The organism is Gordonia sp. YY1, assembly GCF_009872315.1.
GTDB lineage: Bacteria > Actinomycetota > Actinomycetes > Mycobacteriales > Mycobacteriaceae > Gordonia > Gordonia amicalis.
This window is the reverse complement of record NZ_WXYI01000006.1, coordinates 182,746-196,584: the sequence shown is the minus strand read 5'-3', so window position 1 is coordinate 196,584 and position 13,839 is coordinate 182,746. Positions and strand designations below refer to the sequence as shown.

Below are 13,839 nucleotides of genomic sequence, written 5' to 3'. Positions count from 1 at the left end.
CCACGGGCGACCGTGCTGGCATCATCGCCACCATGAACCGAAAGCCACCCACTCTCCATGTCGTGGGCGGCGTGCGATGAGCAGGATGGATGCCGTCGAACTGCCGGTCGGCGCGCTCGGCGAATTCCTGGAGTCGACGGCCTTCGCCGAGATGCTCGACCCGGCGGACGAGCTCTCCGCGTCACGCGACACGCGGGCGCGCAGGGCCGAGATCGTCGACGTCGTGCGCGCGATCGATGCCAACGCGGGTCGACGTTTCGTCGACCGGGAGCGCGCCGGAGAAGTGATCATCGGTGGCCTGCGCGGCGGCGGACTCGGGGTGCGGCCCACGGTGGTCGACGCGGTCCTGAATCTCCTGCGGCCGGTCGGAGTGGCAGCGCCGGGCGCGCCGGAACCCGTTCCCCTCGAGGTGCAGTCGGTGCTCGGCGTGTACGTCTTCGCGCTGGTCGACCCCCGTGACGCATCGGTGTTCTATGTGGGGGCGGGACGAGGAAATCGGGTTCATCACCACGCTCGTGCCGCGCTCGCCGGCGTCACGCCGGACGCGGGGGAGATGGTGGGGGACGCCGATTCGCCGGACATCCGGTCCGCGACCGAGGAGCGTATCCGAGACATCGACGCCGACGGATTCGGTGTCGAGCACTGGATAGTCCGGCACGGCGACGACGTCGTCGACTCGCCCGAGGAGCTGGCGTCGTACGTGCAGCAGTTCACGGTCGAGTTCGCCGACCTGGCGCGACTCCCGCTGACGAACAGTGCGCCGAACGGCGCGATCTCGCTGGAAGAGATGGTGCTACGCCATGCGGCGCCGCTCGCACCGCCGCTGCCCGAACCATGTGTGCTGATAAAGGTCGACGACTCGGCTCGTCCCGGCGCGGGCGCCGAACAGATCTACGAGGGGGCGCGGAGCGGATGGCGTGCCGGGCCCCATCGCACGGTGCCCGACCTCCCGGTGCTCGTCTTCGCCGACGACATCGTCCGCGCGGTGCATCGCGTCGACTACTGGGAGGCCTACCGGGACGCCGACGGCAATCTCGACCCGAAGCGGTGGGTGTACACCGGCGCACCGGACCCCGAGCTGGAAGAGCGGTATGTGGGTACGAGCCTGCGGGAAGTGCGGGAGCGCCGAGGCGGCAAGTGGAACCACAACGGCTGGCACCCCTACGGCCAGGTGTGATTGAGATCCGGCACAAGGAAACGCCCCGGAAAACCACCCTCCAGGGGTTCGGCGGCGACGATATGACGTCCGTCGGCGCAGGCGTGGAGGGCGCTCTTCCGGGGCGGATCTCTGGGCGATCGTCCCGGTGTGTCTCCGGGGCCGTGGTCGGTCAGCCGACGGCGGCCAGGCCCGGCACCGTCTGGCGCAGACGGATGAGACCGTCGCGGATGCGGGACTTGACCGTGGGCAGCGCGACCCCGAGATGCTCGGACACCTCGCGGTAGGTGAGTCCGTGGAAGTAGGCCAGCTCGATGGCCTGCCGCTGAAGAGGCGTGAGGTTCTCGAGACCGGTGTGGATCAGGCGAGCGATCTCCCGACGCTCCACCGACTCGCTGACCTCGTCGATCTCGCGGCCGGTGTCGGCGATGCCGTAGGCGACGGCGCGCCGGGTCGCGGCAGACTCCGACCGCACCCGGTCCACGGCCCGACGATGCGCCAGCGTCAGAATCCAGGACAGCGCCGAACCCGACCGGGGATCGTAGCTGTCGGCGTTACGCCACACGGCCAGATACGTCTCCTGGGTCGCTTCCTCGCTGTAACCGGGATCGCGCAGTACCCGCAGTGTCATGCCGTACACACGGTCACACGTCGCGTCGTAGAACTGGGCGAAGGCGTCTGAGTCCCCGGTTGCCACACGGGCAAGGAGACTGTTCAGGTCGGATTCATGCATCACGAAACTCCTTGCCGCAGCTGTATTGTCGCGCTTCCGGAGCGGGGATCTGCGACGGTGTCGGAGCGCTCTCGGGGCGATGTGTACAACGCTAGGCGGGCGGCGGCGAGAAGTGACTATCGCGAGACACAACGGGATGCTTTCGCAATCTTTGGTAACGGAATGATAACGGCGGCCATCTGTCGTGACCGTGCCGTAGCCTGCTCGCCACGAGAGGAGGCTCATGTCCGAGGACACCATAGAAGGCCCAGACGGTCGGCGGCGCTGCTTGTGGGCGGGCCGGGAGCCGGAGACCACCTATCACGACACCGAGTGGGGATTCCCGACCACCGACGATACGTCGCTGTTCGAGCGCGTCTGTCTCGAGGGTTTCCAGTCCGGCCTCAGCTGGCGCACGATCCTCCTCAAACGCGAGAACTTCCGGGCCGCGTTCGCCGGCTTCGAGGTCGAGAAGGTGGCGCGCTACACCGATGCCGAAGTCACGCGACTGCTCGGCGATGCGGGCATCATCCGGCATCGCGGCAAGATCGAGGCGGCGATCAACAACGCGCAGCGGGCGGCCGACCTCATCGACGAACACGGTTCGCTCGAGTCGTACTTCTGGGGATACGCCCCGCCGGGCGAGCACGTCCCGGGGTCGATGACGACCTCGCCGGAATCGATCGCGATGTCGAAGGACCTCAAGAAGCGGGGCTGGCGTTTCGTCGGGCCGACCACGATGTTCGCGCTCATGCAGGCCACCGGGATCGTCAACGACCACGCCTACGAATGCGTCATTCGGGACGAGGTGGATGCCGCCCTGCGGCAGCGATTGTAGACAATCCAACAATGTGCCATCATCCCTGCATGAACGCCCAGATCGGCATCGGGATGGTGTGCCCGTTCGACATGGCCCTCGACCGCGAGCTGTGGCGCTGGATGCCGGAGTCGGTCTCGCTCTACTTCACGCGGACCGGCTACATCGACGCGCCCGTCGACGTCGAACTGTGCCGCGATCTCAACAATCACGCGGAGATCTCGGCGGCGGTGAGAGCCGTCTCGGCGGTCGCGCCGCGGGCGTTCGGATACGCGTGCGCCTCCGGCAGCTTCGTCTACGGGATGGCGGGCGCGATGGAGATCTCCAACTGCATGCTCGCCGCCGGAGCCGAGCGGGCGGTCACGACCTCGGAGGCGCTGATCCGGGCGCTGAACACCATGAACGTCGGGACGCTGGCGGTCGCGACGCCGTATACCGCGGCGCTCACCGAACTGCTGTGCGACTTCCTCGCCGAATCCGGGAGAAACGTCGTCGCCCACGCGGGTCTCGGCCGCGATCACGAGATCTGGGCCATCCCGTACCACGTGACGGCGGACCTCATCCGCGCCGCGAACCATCCCGACGCCGACGCCGTCTTCGTCTCCTGTACCAACCTGTGGACCTATGACATCCTCGCCGACCTGGAGTCCGAGCTCGGCAAGCCGGTCCTCTCCGCCAACCAGGTGACCGCCTGGGCGACGCTCTGCGACGCAGGTGTACTCGGCGGTGAGACCACCCCCGCCGACTGGCAGACAACCCGTGCACAGTCGCTGTTCGCCCGTAGCATTGCCGCATGACCTCTGACGCCGTGACGTTCGGCGAGGCGGGTACCGCCAAATACGTGAACCTGACGACCTACCGCAAGGACGGCACCCCGGTGGCGACACCGGTGTGGGCGGTACTCGACGGTGCCCGATTGCTCGTGTGGACCGAAACCGAAGCGTGGAAGGTCAAGCGAATCAGGCGGAATCCGAAGGTCCTGGTTCAGGCCACGGATGCGCGGGGCAAGAAGCTGATCGGCGAGCCGGTCGCCGGCACCGCGGTTGTGCTCGACGCCGAGGGCACCGCACACGTCCGCAAGAAGCTCGGCGAGAAGTACGGGCTGCTCGCGCGGGTACTGATCTTCGCCAGCAAGGTGCGTCGGGGAGAAAGCGGCACCATCGGGATCGCGATCACCGCGGGGGACCAGTAGTCCTCCGGATTCCGCCGGGTCTGGCGCGTCGGACGACGCTCGGCCCGGCCTGGGAGGACTGGCTTCGCCGGTTGCCGGCAACGGCATCGGCACTTCTCGACGACTGGGAACTCCGTCGCGACGGCGCCGAGCTGTGGCACGGGTCCGAGTCGCTCGTGATCCCGGTGACCGACCGGGACGGCCGTCGGGCCGTTCTGAAGGTCGCCTTCGACGGCGACGACGAGGGCGCACAAGAAGCACTGGGACTGCAGCACTGGGCCGGTCGTGGTGCGGTGCGGATGCTGCGCGCCGACCCTCGGCGACGCGCCCTGCTCCTGGAGCGGCTGGACCGGACCGACCTCACCTCCGTCGACGACGACGCGGCGTGCCGGATCGTCGCCGACTTATACGGCGTCCTGCACATACCTGCTCCCGGACGGATGACGCTGCTCACCGCCCACCTCGAGCGGTGGCTCGCCGGCCTGCAGACCATGCCCCGGGATGCGCCGGTCCCGAGAAGGTTTGTGGAACAGGCTCTCTCACTCGGCCGGGACTTTCTCTCCGACGATTCCACGGTCGGTGTCGTCGTGCACGGCGACCTCCACCACGAGAATGTGCTGGCGGCGCCGTCCGGGGAGCAGGCGTGGCTGGTGATCGATCCGAAACCCATGTCGGGGGACCCGCACTACGAACCCGCCCCGATGCTGTGGAATCGCCTCGACCGCCGACAAGGCGACCCGCGGTACGTGATCCGGTCCCGCTTCTACACGATCGTCGACGACGCCGGCCTCGACCCGGACCGGGCGCGCGACTGGGTCATCGTCCGGATGATCCTGAACGCGCACTGGGCGATCGAGGACGCGGAGAAGGCGTCGCGTGCCCTCACCGCCGACGACCGCGAGTGGATCACCACCTGCATCACGGTGGTCAAGGCCGTCCTCGACTGACCCTCACCGACCGAACAGTGTTCCCAGATCCGTTGTGGCCGCGGTCATCCCGGCGAGCCGGAGGCCTTGCCAGGCGGTGACCTGGTTGGCCGTCAGGACCGGCTTCCCGAACTTCTCCTCGAGTCCGGTGATCCATATCGCGGTGTGCAGTGCGGTATCCGGGATCAGGATCGCCTGCGCGTCCGGGTGATCCGCGGCGGCGATCATGTCGAAGAGGCCGTCACCCTCGAGGATGCCGGCCTCGGCGGCGGTCTCGATGTCGCTGGCGCGCAGGCTGACGACTTCGATGCCGCCGTCGGCGAGGAATCCGAAGAAGCGTGACGCCAGGGGATCGGGGTAGGTGGCAGCGATCGCAACCCGCGACAGTCCGAGGTGACGGCACGCATCGACGAAGGCCAGGGAGGTCGACGACGCGGGCCGGTCGGCAAGCGCGGCGATGCCGGCGACCTGGCGTCGGGCGCCGTCGAGACCGAAGACGAAGCTTCCCGACGTGCACGCCCACATCACCGACGCCGGCTGATCCGCCAGGGCCCGACGCACGCCCTCGGCGAGACGGTCCTGTTCGCCGACGGCGGCCATCGCGTCGACGGTGTGGTCGTCGGATTCGATCTCGGTGATGGTCACCGGCAGTCGGACCGCGGCACCCGCGGCCACGAGCGCCGACTCGATCAACTCGTAGTCGTCCTCGGCGGCATGGCCGGGATACAGCATCGCGATGGTGGTTGTCACTCGCACACCTCCCAGGTAGATTGTCAACAATCTACCAATCGCGACCGACGAGGGGGCGTATGTCGGACACGGCACGCTGGCTCAGCGCGATCGAACTGGCCGATGCCTACCGTACGGGTGAGCTGACGCCCGAGGCGGTGGCGGTCGAGCTGCTCGATGCCGTCGACGAGGTCGACCCGTCCGTCAACGCATTCTGCCTCGTCGATCGGGACTCGACCCTCGCCGCCGCTCGGGCGAGCACCGCGCGGTTCCGTGCGGGAACGCCCCTGGGGCCGCTCGACGGTGTGCCCGTCACCATCAAGGACCTGTTGCTCACCAGCGGCTGGCCGACGCTGCGCGGCTCGCTGATGATCGAGCCGGATCAGATGGTCTGGGACACCGATGCCCCCGCGGTGGCGCGACTTCGCGAGGCCGGCGCGGTGATGCTGGGCAAGGTCACCACGCCGGAGTTCGGCTGGAAAGGCGTCACCGACAGCCCACGCACCGGCATCACCCGTAACCCGTGGAACGCATCTCGGACATCCGGTGGGTCGAGCGGCGGTAGTGCCGCGGCGCTGGCGGCCGGACTGGGTCCGCTGTCGGTGGGCACCGACGGTGGGGGATCGATCCGCATACCGGCGGCCTATTGCGGGGTGGTCGGATTCAAGGCGACGCTCGGACGGGTGCCGATGTATCCGCCGAGCCCGTTCGCCCCGGTCGCACACGTCGGTCCGATGACGAGGACGGTCGGGGACTGTGCGCTGCTCCTCGACGTCCTGAGTGGGCACGATCCGCGGGACTGGTCGGCACTGGCAACCCCGACCGACAGTGCCGCCGCCGCGATCGCCGATGCCCGGGATCTCTCCGATATGCGAGTCGGCTACAGTGCCGATCTTGGTTTCGGTTCGAATGACCCTGGCGTGCAGGCGAATACGGACCGTGTTGTGTCGGTGCTCGAACAACTCGGCGCGACGGTGGAGAAGGTCGATCTGGAGTGGGACGACCCCGCGTGGGCCTATCACATCATCTGGTACGCGGGTGCCGAGGTGGTGGTGCGGGCACTCGGACCGGCCGCGGAGGAGAAGGTCGATCCGCTGCTACTCGAGGCGCTCGAACGTCATCGGGACCTCACGGCCGGTGACTTCGTGAGCGCGAACGCCCTGCGCATGGAGATGGGGACCAGTATGGGCCTCTTCCACGAGGAGTTCGACGTCCTCGTCACACCGTCGATGCCCGGGGTCGCCTTCGAGGCGGGACGAACCGTGCCCGAGGGGTCGGCGTCGCCGGACTGGACGTCGTGGACGCCGTACACCTATCCGTTCAACCTCACCGGGCAGCCGGCGGTCACCGTGCCCAGTGGATTCGTCGACGGTCTGCCGACCGGAGCGCAGTTCGTCGCTGCGCGACACCGCGATACGACCGTGCTGCGGGTCGCGGCCGCCTACGAGGCGGCCGCCGGCTTCACGATGCTGGGGGATCGTCCGTGACCGAACGCGCCGACCGATTCATCACCGTGACACTCGAGAAGCGCGGAGTGACCGCGGTGGCGCGGATGCTCGACGCCGAGGCCCCGCGGACGGCCGCGGCGGTATGGAACGCGTTACCGCTGGGTGGCCAGGTCTTCCACGGCAAGTTCGCGCGCAATGAGATCTACACGCTGCTACCGGCATTCGCGCCGGTGGAACCGGGTGCCGAGAACACTACCATCACGCCGATTCCGGGTGACCTGTGCTACTTCACGTTCGACGGTGTGCTCGACAACCCGGCCTATGGCTACGACCTGGACACCGCCCCCTCCGAGCGCCGGTTGCTGATCGACCTGGCCGTGTTCTACGGCCGGAACAATCTGCTGGTCAACGGCGATGTCGGCTGGGTCCCCGGCAACGTCTTCGCCACGATCACCGAAGGGCTGAGAGAATTCGCGGCTGCGTGCAACGACGTCTGGATGGGCGGCGCGCGTGGTGAAACGCTGACCTATTCGCGCCTTTCGCGGTAAGAAAGAAGGAATGACGGTGACGATCAAGGTGGATGGGGACAACCCGGGCACAGACGGCCCGGGAGGTCGACGAACCGTGTCTCACCAGGGAAAGCAACCAAGTTCGACGCGCCGTCGTGTTCTCACCCCGTTGGTACAGGAGTCGACACCGGCGATCATCGCGCGTAAGTTGCACAATGCCATTGCGAACGGTGACTTCCCGCCCGGGTCGCAGTTGACGGAGTCGGGTCTCGCCGCAGACCTGGGCGTCAGCCGCGGCCCGTTGCGTGAGGCGATGCAACGTCTCACCGCGGAAGGTCTGCTGGTCAGCCACCGCAACCGAGGCCTGTTCGTCGTCTCGATGGAGGACGACGACATCCGCGACATGTACGTCGCGCGTACGGCGGTGGAACGTGCTGCCGTGCAACAGGTCATCGCGCACCGCGAATCGGAGGCGGTGGCCGCGCTGAACGAGGCGGTGGAGGCCATGCGCGCGTTCATCGACGAACCGAACGGCGCCGGGATGGCAGAGGCGGACATGGGATTTCACCAAACACTGGTGGAACTCGCGGAAAGCCGGCGGCTTTCGCGTCTCCACGAGACGATTCTCGTGGAGACACGAATGTGCCTGCGAGCCATGCGAGGAACATACTCATCGGGAAAGGAACGGATCGACGAACATCAGGCGTTGGTGGACGCCATCGCTGCGGGGGATTCTGCGAAGGCAGATGCACTGATGATCGAGCACATGGCCGACGGGCTGCGCCGATTGATCGGTGACGGCGACCACGCCGACGATCTCACCGCGTCCGGGAGCTGAGCGCTCGCGGTTCGAATGTCCACGGGTGGTGAAAGAGCCGCCACCGTGCACAGGGTCCACCGACACGGAGATGACCTAGCGAGGGCCGGCGGTACGGGCCCCCGACGACATTCAGGAAGCGCAGATGAGCGACACGACACCAGCGGATACTTATGAGCGGCTCGCCCCGGACCCGGAGTCACCCGAGGGCAGGAAACTACTCCACAAGGCCATCGGTGCCTCGGCCATCGGAAACGCCACCGAGTGGTACGACTACGGCGTCTACGCCGCGGCCTCGGCCTATCTGACCCAGGCGTTCTTCCCCGGTGATTTCGGAACCATCGGCACCATGCTGGGCTTTGCGGTCTCGTTCGTGCTGCGCCCGCTGGGCGGCATGATCTGGGGACCGATCGGCGACCGTATCGGCCGCAAATCGGTTCTCGCCATGACGATCCTGCTCATCTCGGGCGCGACCGCGCTCATCGGCCTGCTACCCACGCATGCGTCGATCGGTGTGTGGGCGCCCATCCTGCTGATCCTGCTCCGCGTGATCCAGGGCTTCTCGACCGGTGGTGAATACGGCGGGGCCGCAACGTTCATGGCCGAGTACGCCCCGGACAACAAGCGCGGCAAGTACGGTTCCTTCCTCGAGTTCGGCACCCTCGCCGGTTTCTGCGGCGGCACCGCATTCGTCCTGCTTCTGCAGCTGGGGCTCACCGAGTCGCAGATGGACCAGTGGGGCTGGCGCATCCCGTTCCTGTTCGCCCTGCCGATGGGCCTGATCGGCCTGTACCTGCGGTCGCAGATGGACGACACCCCGGTGTTCCAGGAACTGGAGCAGGAGAACGAGATCACCGGGACGCCGTGGACGCGTTTCAAGGATCTGATCGTCAACTATCGGCGACCGATCCTGACGATGTTCGGCATGGTCATCGCGCTCAACGTCGCCAACTACACGCTGCTGGCGTATCAGCCGACCTATCTCCAGAACACGATCAACCTGTCCGAGACCTCGGCGAGTGTCGTCAACCTGATCGGGCAGCTCGTGATGATGTTGCTCATCCCGTTCTTCGGCTGGTGGTCGGATTCGACCGGACGCAAGCCCATGTGGTGGGGATCGCTCACCGGACTGTTCGTCCTCGCCTTACCGCTGTACTGGCTCATGGGTCAGGGATTCGCCTGGGCCATAGTCGCATTCGTCATCCTGGGGGTGCTCTACATTCCACAGCTGGCCACCATCTCGGCGACCTTCCCGGCGATGTTCCCGACGCAGGTCCGGTATGCGGGCTTCGCGATCTCCTACAACGTCGCGACCGCCGCCTTCGGTGGTACGGCACCGCTGGTCAACGACGCCGTCGTCGAGAACACCGACTGGAACCTCTTCCCGGCTGCGTACATGATGGGTGCCTGCGCCATCGGCATGATCGCTCTGCTGTTCCTGAAGGAGACCGCGGGGTGCTCGATCCGCGGGACCGAGATCCCCAGCAAGGAGAACGACTTCCACGAGTTGCAGAAGACGCCGGTGGGTTGATCGGTGATCGGGGGGCTTCGACGCGGCGCCTCGCTGCGCTCGGTGCCGGCTCAGCCGGCGGTGGTCGGTGCCTCGCTGCGCTCGGTGCCGGCTCAGCCGGCGGGGGGCCCTAGCCCAGCAACCTCAGCCCGGCGAGCGTGTACGCCTTTGCCGCAGTGACCAGATCTGCGATGGCGACCGACTCGTCGGGCTGATGTGCGTCGGTGTTGATGTTGCCCGGTCCCAGCACGATCGTCGGGATGCCCAGGTCGCGGCTGACGAAGCCGCCGTCGCAGGCGGCGCTCCATCCGCCGACGGAGGTCGCGGCCCCGGCATCGGTGACCGAGCCGACGGCGGCGCTGACGAGCGGATGGTCGGCGGCGGTTGCGAAACCCGGCATCTCCATGGTGACGCGGACATCGACGATGATGCCGTCGGTGTCGATCTTGCTGTCCCGGATGGTCTTTCGGAGATTTTCGGCGATGGCGAGCGGGTCCTCGTCGGGCATCAGGCGACGGTCGATGCCGAGTGAGCAGGTCGGCGCGACGACCGAGATGCCCTGGCCGCCGTGGATGGTGCCGACATTCCAGGTGCCGCAGCCGAGGAGATCGTCGAGGGTTTCGGCGAGGTGGTCGTGATCGGTGCGGATGATCTCGACGATCGCCGCCGCTGCGTCGATGGCATTGCGTCCGTCGGCCGGCCGGCCGGAGTGCGCGGCGCGCCCGGTCACCTCGATCTCGATGTACGACGCCCCCCGGCACCCGCGGACGATCTGCATGTCCGTCGGCTCGGCGACGATGCAACCGAGGAAGTCGTGATCGGCGGGTCGGCCGACGAAGTCACGCACGCCGATACCGTGCTCCTCCTCGTCGACCGTGCAGACCAGGCGCACAGGACCGGAGAGTTCGATGCCGAATTCCCGTGCCCGCGAGAGCACGGTCATGGCCGCCACGACGGATGCGATCCCGCCCTTCATGTCGGTGGTGCCGCGTCCGACGAGGCGTCCGTCACGAGTCCGCACGGTATACGGGTCGGCGGTCCAGTTGGGGCCGGCGGGCACGACGTCGGAGTGGCCGAGGAACATCAGTCCCGGTCCGTCGCCGCCGGGGAGGGTGGCGATCAGGTTGGGCCGCCCGACGGCGACCTCGTGGGTGTCGACGGCGAGCCCGAGGGCACGACACGCCTTTTCCAGGACCTCAACGGCCAAAGCCTCGGTGCCGCCCGGATTCTCACTCGGTGCCTCCACCAGCGCGGTGGTGAGCGCGGTGATCGCGGCCTCGTCGATCAGATCGACGAGCGACTGCTCGGCCGGACTCAGCTCAGGTTCGTGTTCACCGCTCACCGGGCCATCTTCTCAAGACTCGACGTGAGGCGTCGAATGCCTTCGTCGATCCGTTCCGGCGTGCTCGACGCGAAGCACAGGCGCATCGAGTTCCGGAACCGGCCGCCCGGCGACAGTGCCGGGCCCGGGATGAACGCGACGCCGTCGGCCAGTGCGATCTCGAACAGCTCGCGGGTGTCGATCTCGGCGAACTCCTCGCGCAGCGTGACCCACAGGAAGAAGCCACCCTCCGGGTCGGTGGTGACCACGCGGTCGCCGAGGTGACGCTCGATGGAGTCGAGCATGGCGTCCTTGCGTTCGCGATACAGCGAGCGAATGCCGGCGAGGTGGTCCTCGAGACCGCCGCGCGCGATGTACTCGGCGACGATGTGCTGGTTGGGCACGTTGGTGCAGGTGTCCATGGCCTGCTTGCCGTTGATGAGCAGTTGCCGCAGTGACGGGTCGGCGTCGACCCAGCCGACGCGCCACCCCGGCGCCAGGATCTTGGAGAAGGTCCGGACCGAGAAGATCAGGGGATCGCCGGGGCTCAGCGTCTGGAAGGTCGGGATGTCGGTGCCGGCGAAACGGAGCAGCCCGTACGGGTCGTCGTCGATGACCACCGCACCCCAGGTGTGCGCCAGGCGCAGCAGTTCGCGGCGTCGTTCCTCCGACATCGTGACGCCCGAGGGGTTCTGGAACGTGGGGATCGTGTAGATCGCCTTGGGGGTCTTGTGGGTGTGCGCGACCAGATCTGCGAGCTGATCGACCTGCATGCCGTCGTCGTCGACGGGCACCTCGAGGAGCTGGGCCCCGTAGGAGAGGGCGGTCGCGCTGCCGTTGGTGTAGGTCGGGGATTCGACGATGACGAGGTCGCCGGGATCGACGAAGAGCTTGCAGGCCAGGTCGAGGCCCTGCATGCCTCCGGTGGTGATCACCAGACGATCGTGGGTCGACGGGTCGGGTGTGGTCGCGAGGTAGTCGACGAGCAGTTGGAGCAGCCGGGGCTCGCCCTCGGTGGCGCCATAGGTGAACGACGTGTGATCCAGGATCTCGCCGGCGATCTGCCGGAACTCGTCGGCGGGAACGGCCTCGTCGGCCGGGGAGCCCATCGCGAAGCGCACGATGTCGTGGGACTGTGCGGCCAGCAGTGAGGTCGACGAGTCGATCATCGACCCGACCAGATCCTTCGTCCGCCCGGCAAGGGGGAGCGTGGGACCGGAATGACGCACGTCGTTCACGGTTTCGGTCGTTGTGGTCATGTCATGCACCTCGTCTCACCAGGCCTTCGTGGCTCGTCGCTTGCGCTCCTCGCACCTCAGGCAGCGGTTGGGTTGTCGTGCGGTTCTCGTATGTCGGGCAGCGGTTGGGTTGTCGTGCGGTCCTCGCACCTCAGGCAGCGGTTGGGTTGTCGTGCGGTTCTCGTATGTCGGGCAGCGGTTGGGTTGTCGTGCGGTTCTCGTATGTCGGGCAGCGGTTGGGTTGTCCTGTGTTCCTTGTTCTTCAGGTGGCGGCGGTCATTTCTGGATCAGTTCCCGCGGGAACGACGTGAAGCACTCGACGCCGGTGGGGCTCACCCGCACCGACTCGGAGAGCTCGAAACCGTAGTTGTCCATCCACATTCCGCAGACGATGTGGAAGGTCATGTTGGTCTCGAGGACGGTCTCGTCCTCGGTGCGGATGCTGATGGTGCGCTCACCCCAGTCCGGCGGATACCCGATGCCGATCGAATAGCCGAGACGTGAGGGCTTCTCGAGGCCGTACTTGGCGAGGGTCCAGTTCCAGGTGGAGGCGAGTTCGCGGGTCGCCACTCCCGGCCTGATCGCCTCGAGGACGTTGTTCAAGCCTTCGGCGGTCGCCTTCGCGACGTAGTCGAGTTCCTTGTGCGGCGTACCCAGCGACACGGTCCGCGCGAGCGGGCAGTGGTATCGGTTGTGCGCGCCGGTCAGTTCGATGACCACCGCTTCGTCCTCGACGAAGGTGCCCTGATGCCAGGTCAGGTGGGGGGTGTCGGCTGCTGCACCGGTCGGCATCATCGGCACGATCGCCGGATAGTCGCCACCATAGTCCGGTGTCCCGGTGATCTGTGCCTGCGAGATCGCCGCGGCCGCATCGCATTGCCGCACACCGATCTCGATGGTGTCGATGGCCGCACGCATGGCCTCCGAACACACCATCCCGGCCTGCCGCATCAACTGGACCTCGGCTTCGGACTTCACCGATCGCACCCAGTTGACGAGTTCGAAGTTGTCGACGAGCTTCCACTCCGGGATCGCGTTGTGCAACGCCCGATATGCCTTGGGGGAGAAGAAGTGCGAATCCATCTCCAGGCCGACCGAACCCCCGCGGGACGCGGGGGCGATGGCGTGTCGTTGCCGGAGCGACCACGCCACCCAGTCGAAGGGATGAACGTGCGGCCGGTGCACGTAGCTCTCCGGGTACCCGACGATCTGGTCGTCCGACAACCACGTCGTGCGGTGTGCGCCACGGGCATCCATCTCCCGGGCGTAGAAGACCATCTCGCCCTCGATCGGGACGAACAGCATCTGCGGGGTGTAGAACGACCACGCGTTGTACCCGATCAGATAGAAGATGTTGGCCGGATCGGTGACGATGATCGCCGACAACCCCTGACGGTCCATGAGTTCGCGGACGCGTGTCAGGCGCTGTTCGTACTCGCTGTCGGTGAACAGCTGAGTACCGAGGTACATGGGCTTCCTGCTCCT

Annotated in this window: 14 protein-coding genes; 9 read left to right on the top strand and 5 right to left on the bottom strand. The window is 66.9% G+C overall.

Annotated features, from left to right (window positions below; translation table 11 throughout):
- The first annotated feature begins 85 nt into the window (after nt 1–85).
- Nucleotides 86–1,177, top strand: a complete 1,092-nt coding sequence (locus tag BPODLACK_RS10960; protein ID WP_159405297.1) for a GIY-YIG nuclease family protein — start codon at nt 86–88, stop codon at nt 1,175–1,177.
- A gap of 151 nt (nt 1,178–1,328) precedes the next feature.
- Here the strand turns inward: BPODLACK_RS10960 and sigK are convergent, their stop codons facing one another.
- Nucleotides 1,329–1,889 carry an ECF RNA polymerase sigma factor SigK gene (sigK, locus tag BPODLACK_RS10955; RefSeq protein WP_159405276.1) on the bottom strand — a complete coding sequence of 187 codons (561 nt, stop codon included), beginning with the start codon at nt 1,887–1,889 and terminating at the stop codon, nt 1,329–1,331.
- 223 nt (nt 1,890–2,112) lie between these two features.
- Here sigK and BPODLACK_RS10950 point away from each other — a divergent pair, with 223 nt between their 5' ends.
- From BPODLACK_RS10950 to BPODLACK_RS10935, 4 genes are read left to right on the top strand one after another with little or no spacing between them, the layout of a single operon-like run.
- Nucleotides 2,113–2,706: a DNA-3-methyladenine glycosylase I gene (locus tag BPODLACK_RS10950; RefSeq protein ID WP_006438130.1), complete on the top strand. Its 594-nt coding sequence runs from the start codon at nt 2,113–2,115 to the stop codon at nt 2,704–2,706.
- 29 nt (nt 2,707–2,735) lie between these two features.
- Nucleotides 2,736–3,482, top strand: a complete 747-nt coding sequence (locus tag BPODLACK_RS10945; RefSeq protein WP_159405275.1) for a maleate cis-trans isomerase family protein — start codon at nt 2,736–2,738, stop codon at nt 3,480–3,482.
- Nucleotides 3,479–3,877, top strand: coding sequence for a PPOX class F420-dependent oxidoreductase (locus BPODLACK_RS10940; RefSeq protein WP_024498129.1), 399 nt, complete (start codon nt 3,479–3,481; stop codon nt 3,875–3,877). The genes BPODLACK_RS10945 and BPODLACK_RS10940 overlap by 4 nt, the downstream gene beginning before the upstream one ends.
- An 8-nt stretch (nt 3,878–3,885) precedes the next feature.
- Nucleotides 3,886–4,803: an aminoglycoside phosphotransferase family protein gene (locus BPODLACK_RS10935; RefSeq protein WP_159405296.1), complete on the top strand. Its 918-nt coding sequence runs from the start codon at nt 3,886–3,888 to the stop codon at nt 4,801–4,803.
- A 3-nt stretch (nt 4,804–4,806) separates the two neighbouring features.
- Here BPODLACK_RS10935 and BPODLACK_RS10930 read toward each other — a convergent pair whose 3' ends face one another.
- The gene (locus BPODLACK_RS10930; RefSeq protein WP_159405274.1) at nt 4,807–5,532 is read right to left on the bottom strand and encodes a maleate cis-trans isomerase family protein; all 726 of its coding nucleotides are present in this window, start codon (nt 5,530–5,532) and stop codon (nt 4,807–4,809) included.
- 59 nt (nt 5,533–5,591) lie between these two features.
- Here BPODLACK_RS10930 and BPODLACK_RS10925 point away from each other — a divergent pair, with 59 nt between their 5' ends.
- The 4 genes from BPODLACK_RS10925 to BPODLACK_RS10910 all read left to right on the top strand — a co-directional run bounded on the left by BPODLACK_RS10925 (nt 5,592) and on the right by BPODLACK_RS10910 (nt 9,816).
- Entirely contained in the window at nt 5,592–6,998 is a 1,407-nt protein-coding gene (locus BPODLACK_RS10925) for an amidase (protein ID WP_159405273.1), read from the top strand.
- Nucleotides 6,995–7,507, top strand: a complete 513-nt coding sequence (locus BPODLACK_RS10920) for a DUF3830 family protein (protein WP_159405272.1) — start codon at nt 6,995–6,997, stop codon at nt 7,505–7,507. Before BPODLACK_RS10925 ends, BPODLACK_RS10920 begins: the two co-directional genes overlap by 4 nt.
- Before the next feature lie 10 nt (nt 7,508–7,517).
- Nucleotides 7,518–8,306 carry a GntR family transcriptional regulator gene (locus BPODLACK_RS10915; RefSeq protein ID WP_159405271.1) on the top strand — a complete coding sequence of 263 codons (789 nt, stop codon included), beginning with the start codon at nt 7,518–7,520 and terminating at the stop codon, nt 8,304–8,306.
- 124 nt (nt 8,307–8,430) lie between these two features.
- Entirely contained in the window at nt 8,431–9,816 is a 1,386-nt protein-coding gene (locus BPODLACK_RS10910) for an MFS transporter (protein ID WP_159405270.1), read from the top strand.
- A 109-nt stretch (nt 9,817–9,925) separates the two neighbouring features.
- Here BPODLACK_RS10910 and BPODLACK_RS10905 read toward each other — a convergent pair whose 3' ends face one another.
- From BPODLACK_RS10905 to BPODLACK_RS10895, 3 genes are all read right to left on the bottom strand, one after another.
- Nucleotides 9,926–11,137 carry a M20 family metallopeptidase gene (locus tag BPODLACK_RS10905; RefSeq protein ID WP_159405269.1) on the bottom strand — a complete coding sequence of 404 codons (1,212 nt, stop codon included), beginning with the start codon at nt 11,135–11,137 and terminating at the stop codon, nt 9,926–9,928.
- The gene (locus BPODLACK_RS10900; protein ID WP_159405268.1) at nt 11,134–12,375 is read right to left on the bottom strand and encodes an aminotransferase-like domain-containing protein; all 1,242 of its coding nucleotides are present in this window, start codon (nt 12,373–12,375) and stop codon (nt 11,134–11,136) included. Before BPODLACK_RS10900 ends, BPODLACK_RS10905 begins: the two co-directional genes overlap by 4 nt.
- Before the next feature lie 255 nt (nt 12,376–12,630).
- Nucleotides 12,631–13,824, bottom strand: coding sequence for a M24 family metallopeptidase (locus tag BPODLACK_RS10895; protein ID WP_159405267.1), 1,194 nt, complete (start codon nt 13,822–13,824; stop codon nt 12,631–12,633).
- Between the last annotated feature and the right edge of the window lie 15 nt (nt 13,825–13,839).

Excerpts from the sequence above, each read along its gene's own strand:
- BPODLACK_RS10960 (WP_159405297.1), top strand. The coding sequence starts at position 86 with ATGGATGCCGTCGAACTGCCGGTCGGCGCGCTCGGCGAATTCCTGGAG.
- sigK (WP_159405276.1), bottom strand. The coding sequence starts at position 1,889 with ATGCATGAATCCGACCTGAACAGTCTCCTTGCCCGTGTGGCAACCGGG.
- BPODLACK_RS10950 (WP_006438130.1), top strand. The coding sequence starts at position 2,113 with ATGTCCGAGGACACCATAGAAGGCCCAGACGGTCGGCGGCGCTGCTTG.
- BPODLACK_RS10945 (WP_159405275.1), top strand. The coding sequence starts at position 2,736 with ATGAACGCCCAGATCGGCATCGGGATGGTGTGCCCGTTCGACATGGCC.
- BPODLACK_RS10940 (WP_024498129.1), top strand. The coding sequence starts at position 3,479 with ATGACCTCTGACGCCGTGACGTTCGGCGAGGCGGGTACCGCCAAATAC.
- BPODLACK_RS10925 (WP_159405273.1), top strand. The coding sequence starts at position 5,592 with ATGTCGGACACGGCACGCTGGCTCAGCGCGATCGAACTGGCCGATGCC.
- BPODLACK_RS10915 (WP_159405271.1), top strand. The coding sequence starts at position 7,518 with ATGACGGTGACGATCAAGGTGGATGGGGACAACCCGGGCACAGACGGC.
- BPODLACK_RS10910 (WP_159405270.1), top strand. The coding sequence starts at position 8,431 with ATGAGCGACACGACACCAGCGGATACTTATGAGCGGCTCGCCCCGGAC.
- BPODLACK_RS10900 (WP_159405268.1), bottom strand. The coding sequence starts at position 12,375 with ATGACCACAACGACCGAAACCGTGAACGACGTGCGTCATTCCGGTCCC.
- BPODLACK_RS10895 (WP_159405267.1), bottom strand. The coding sequence starts at position 13,824 with ATGTACCTCGGTACTCAGCTGTTCACCGACAGCGAGTACGAACAGCGC.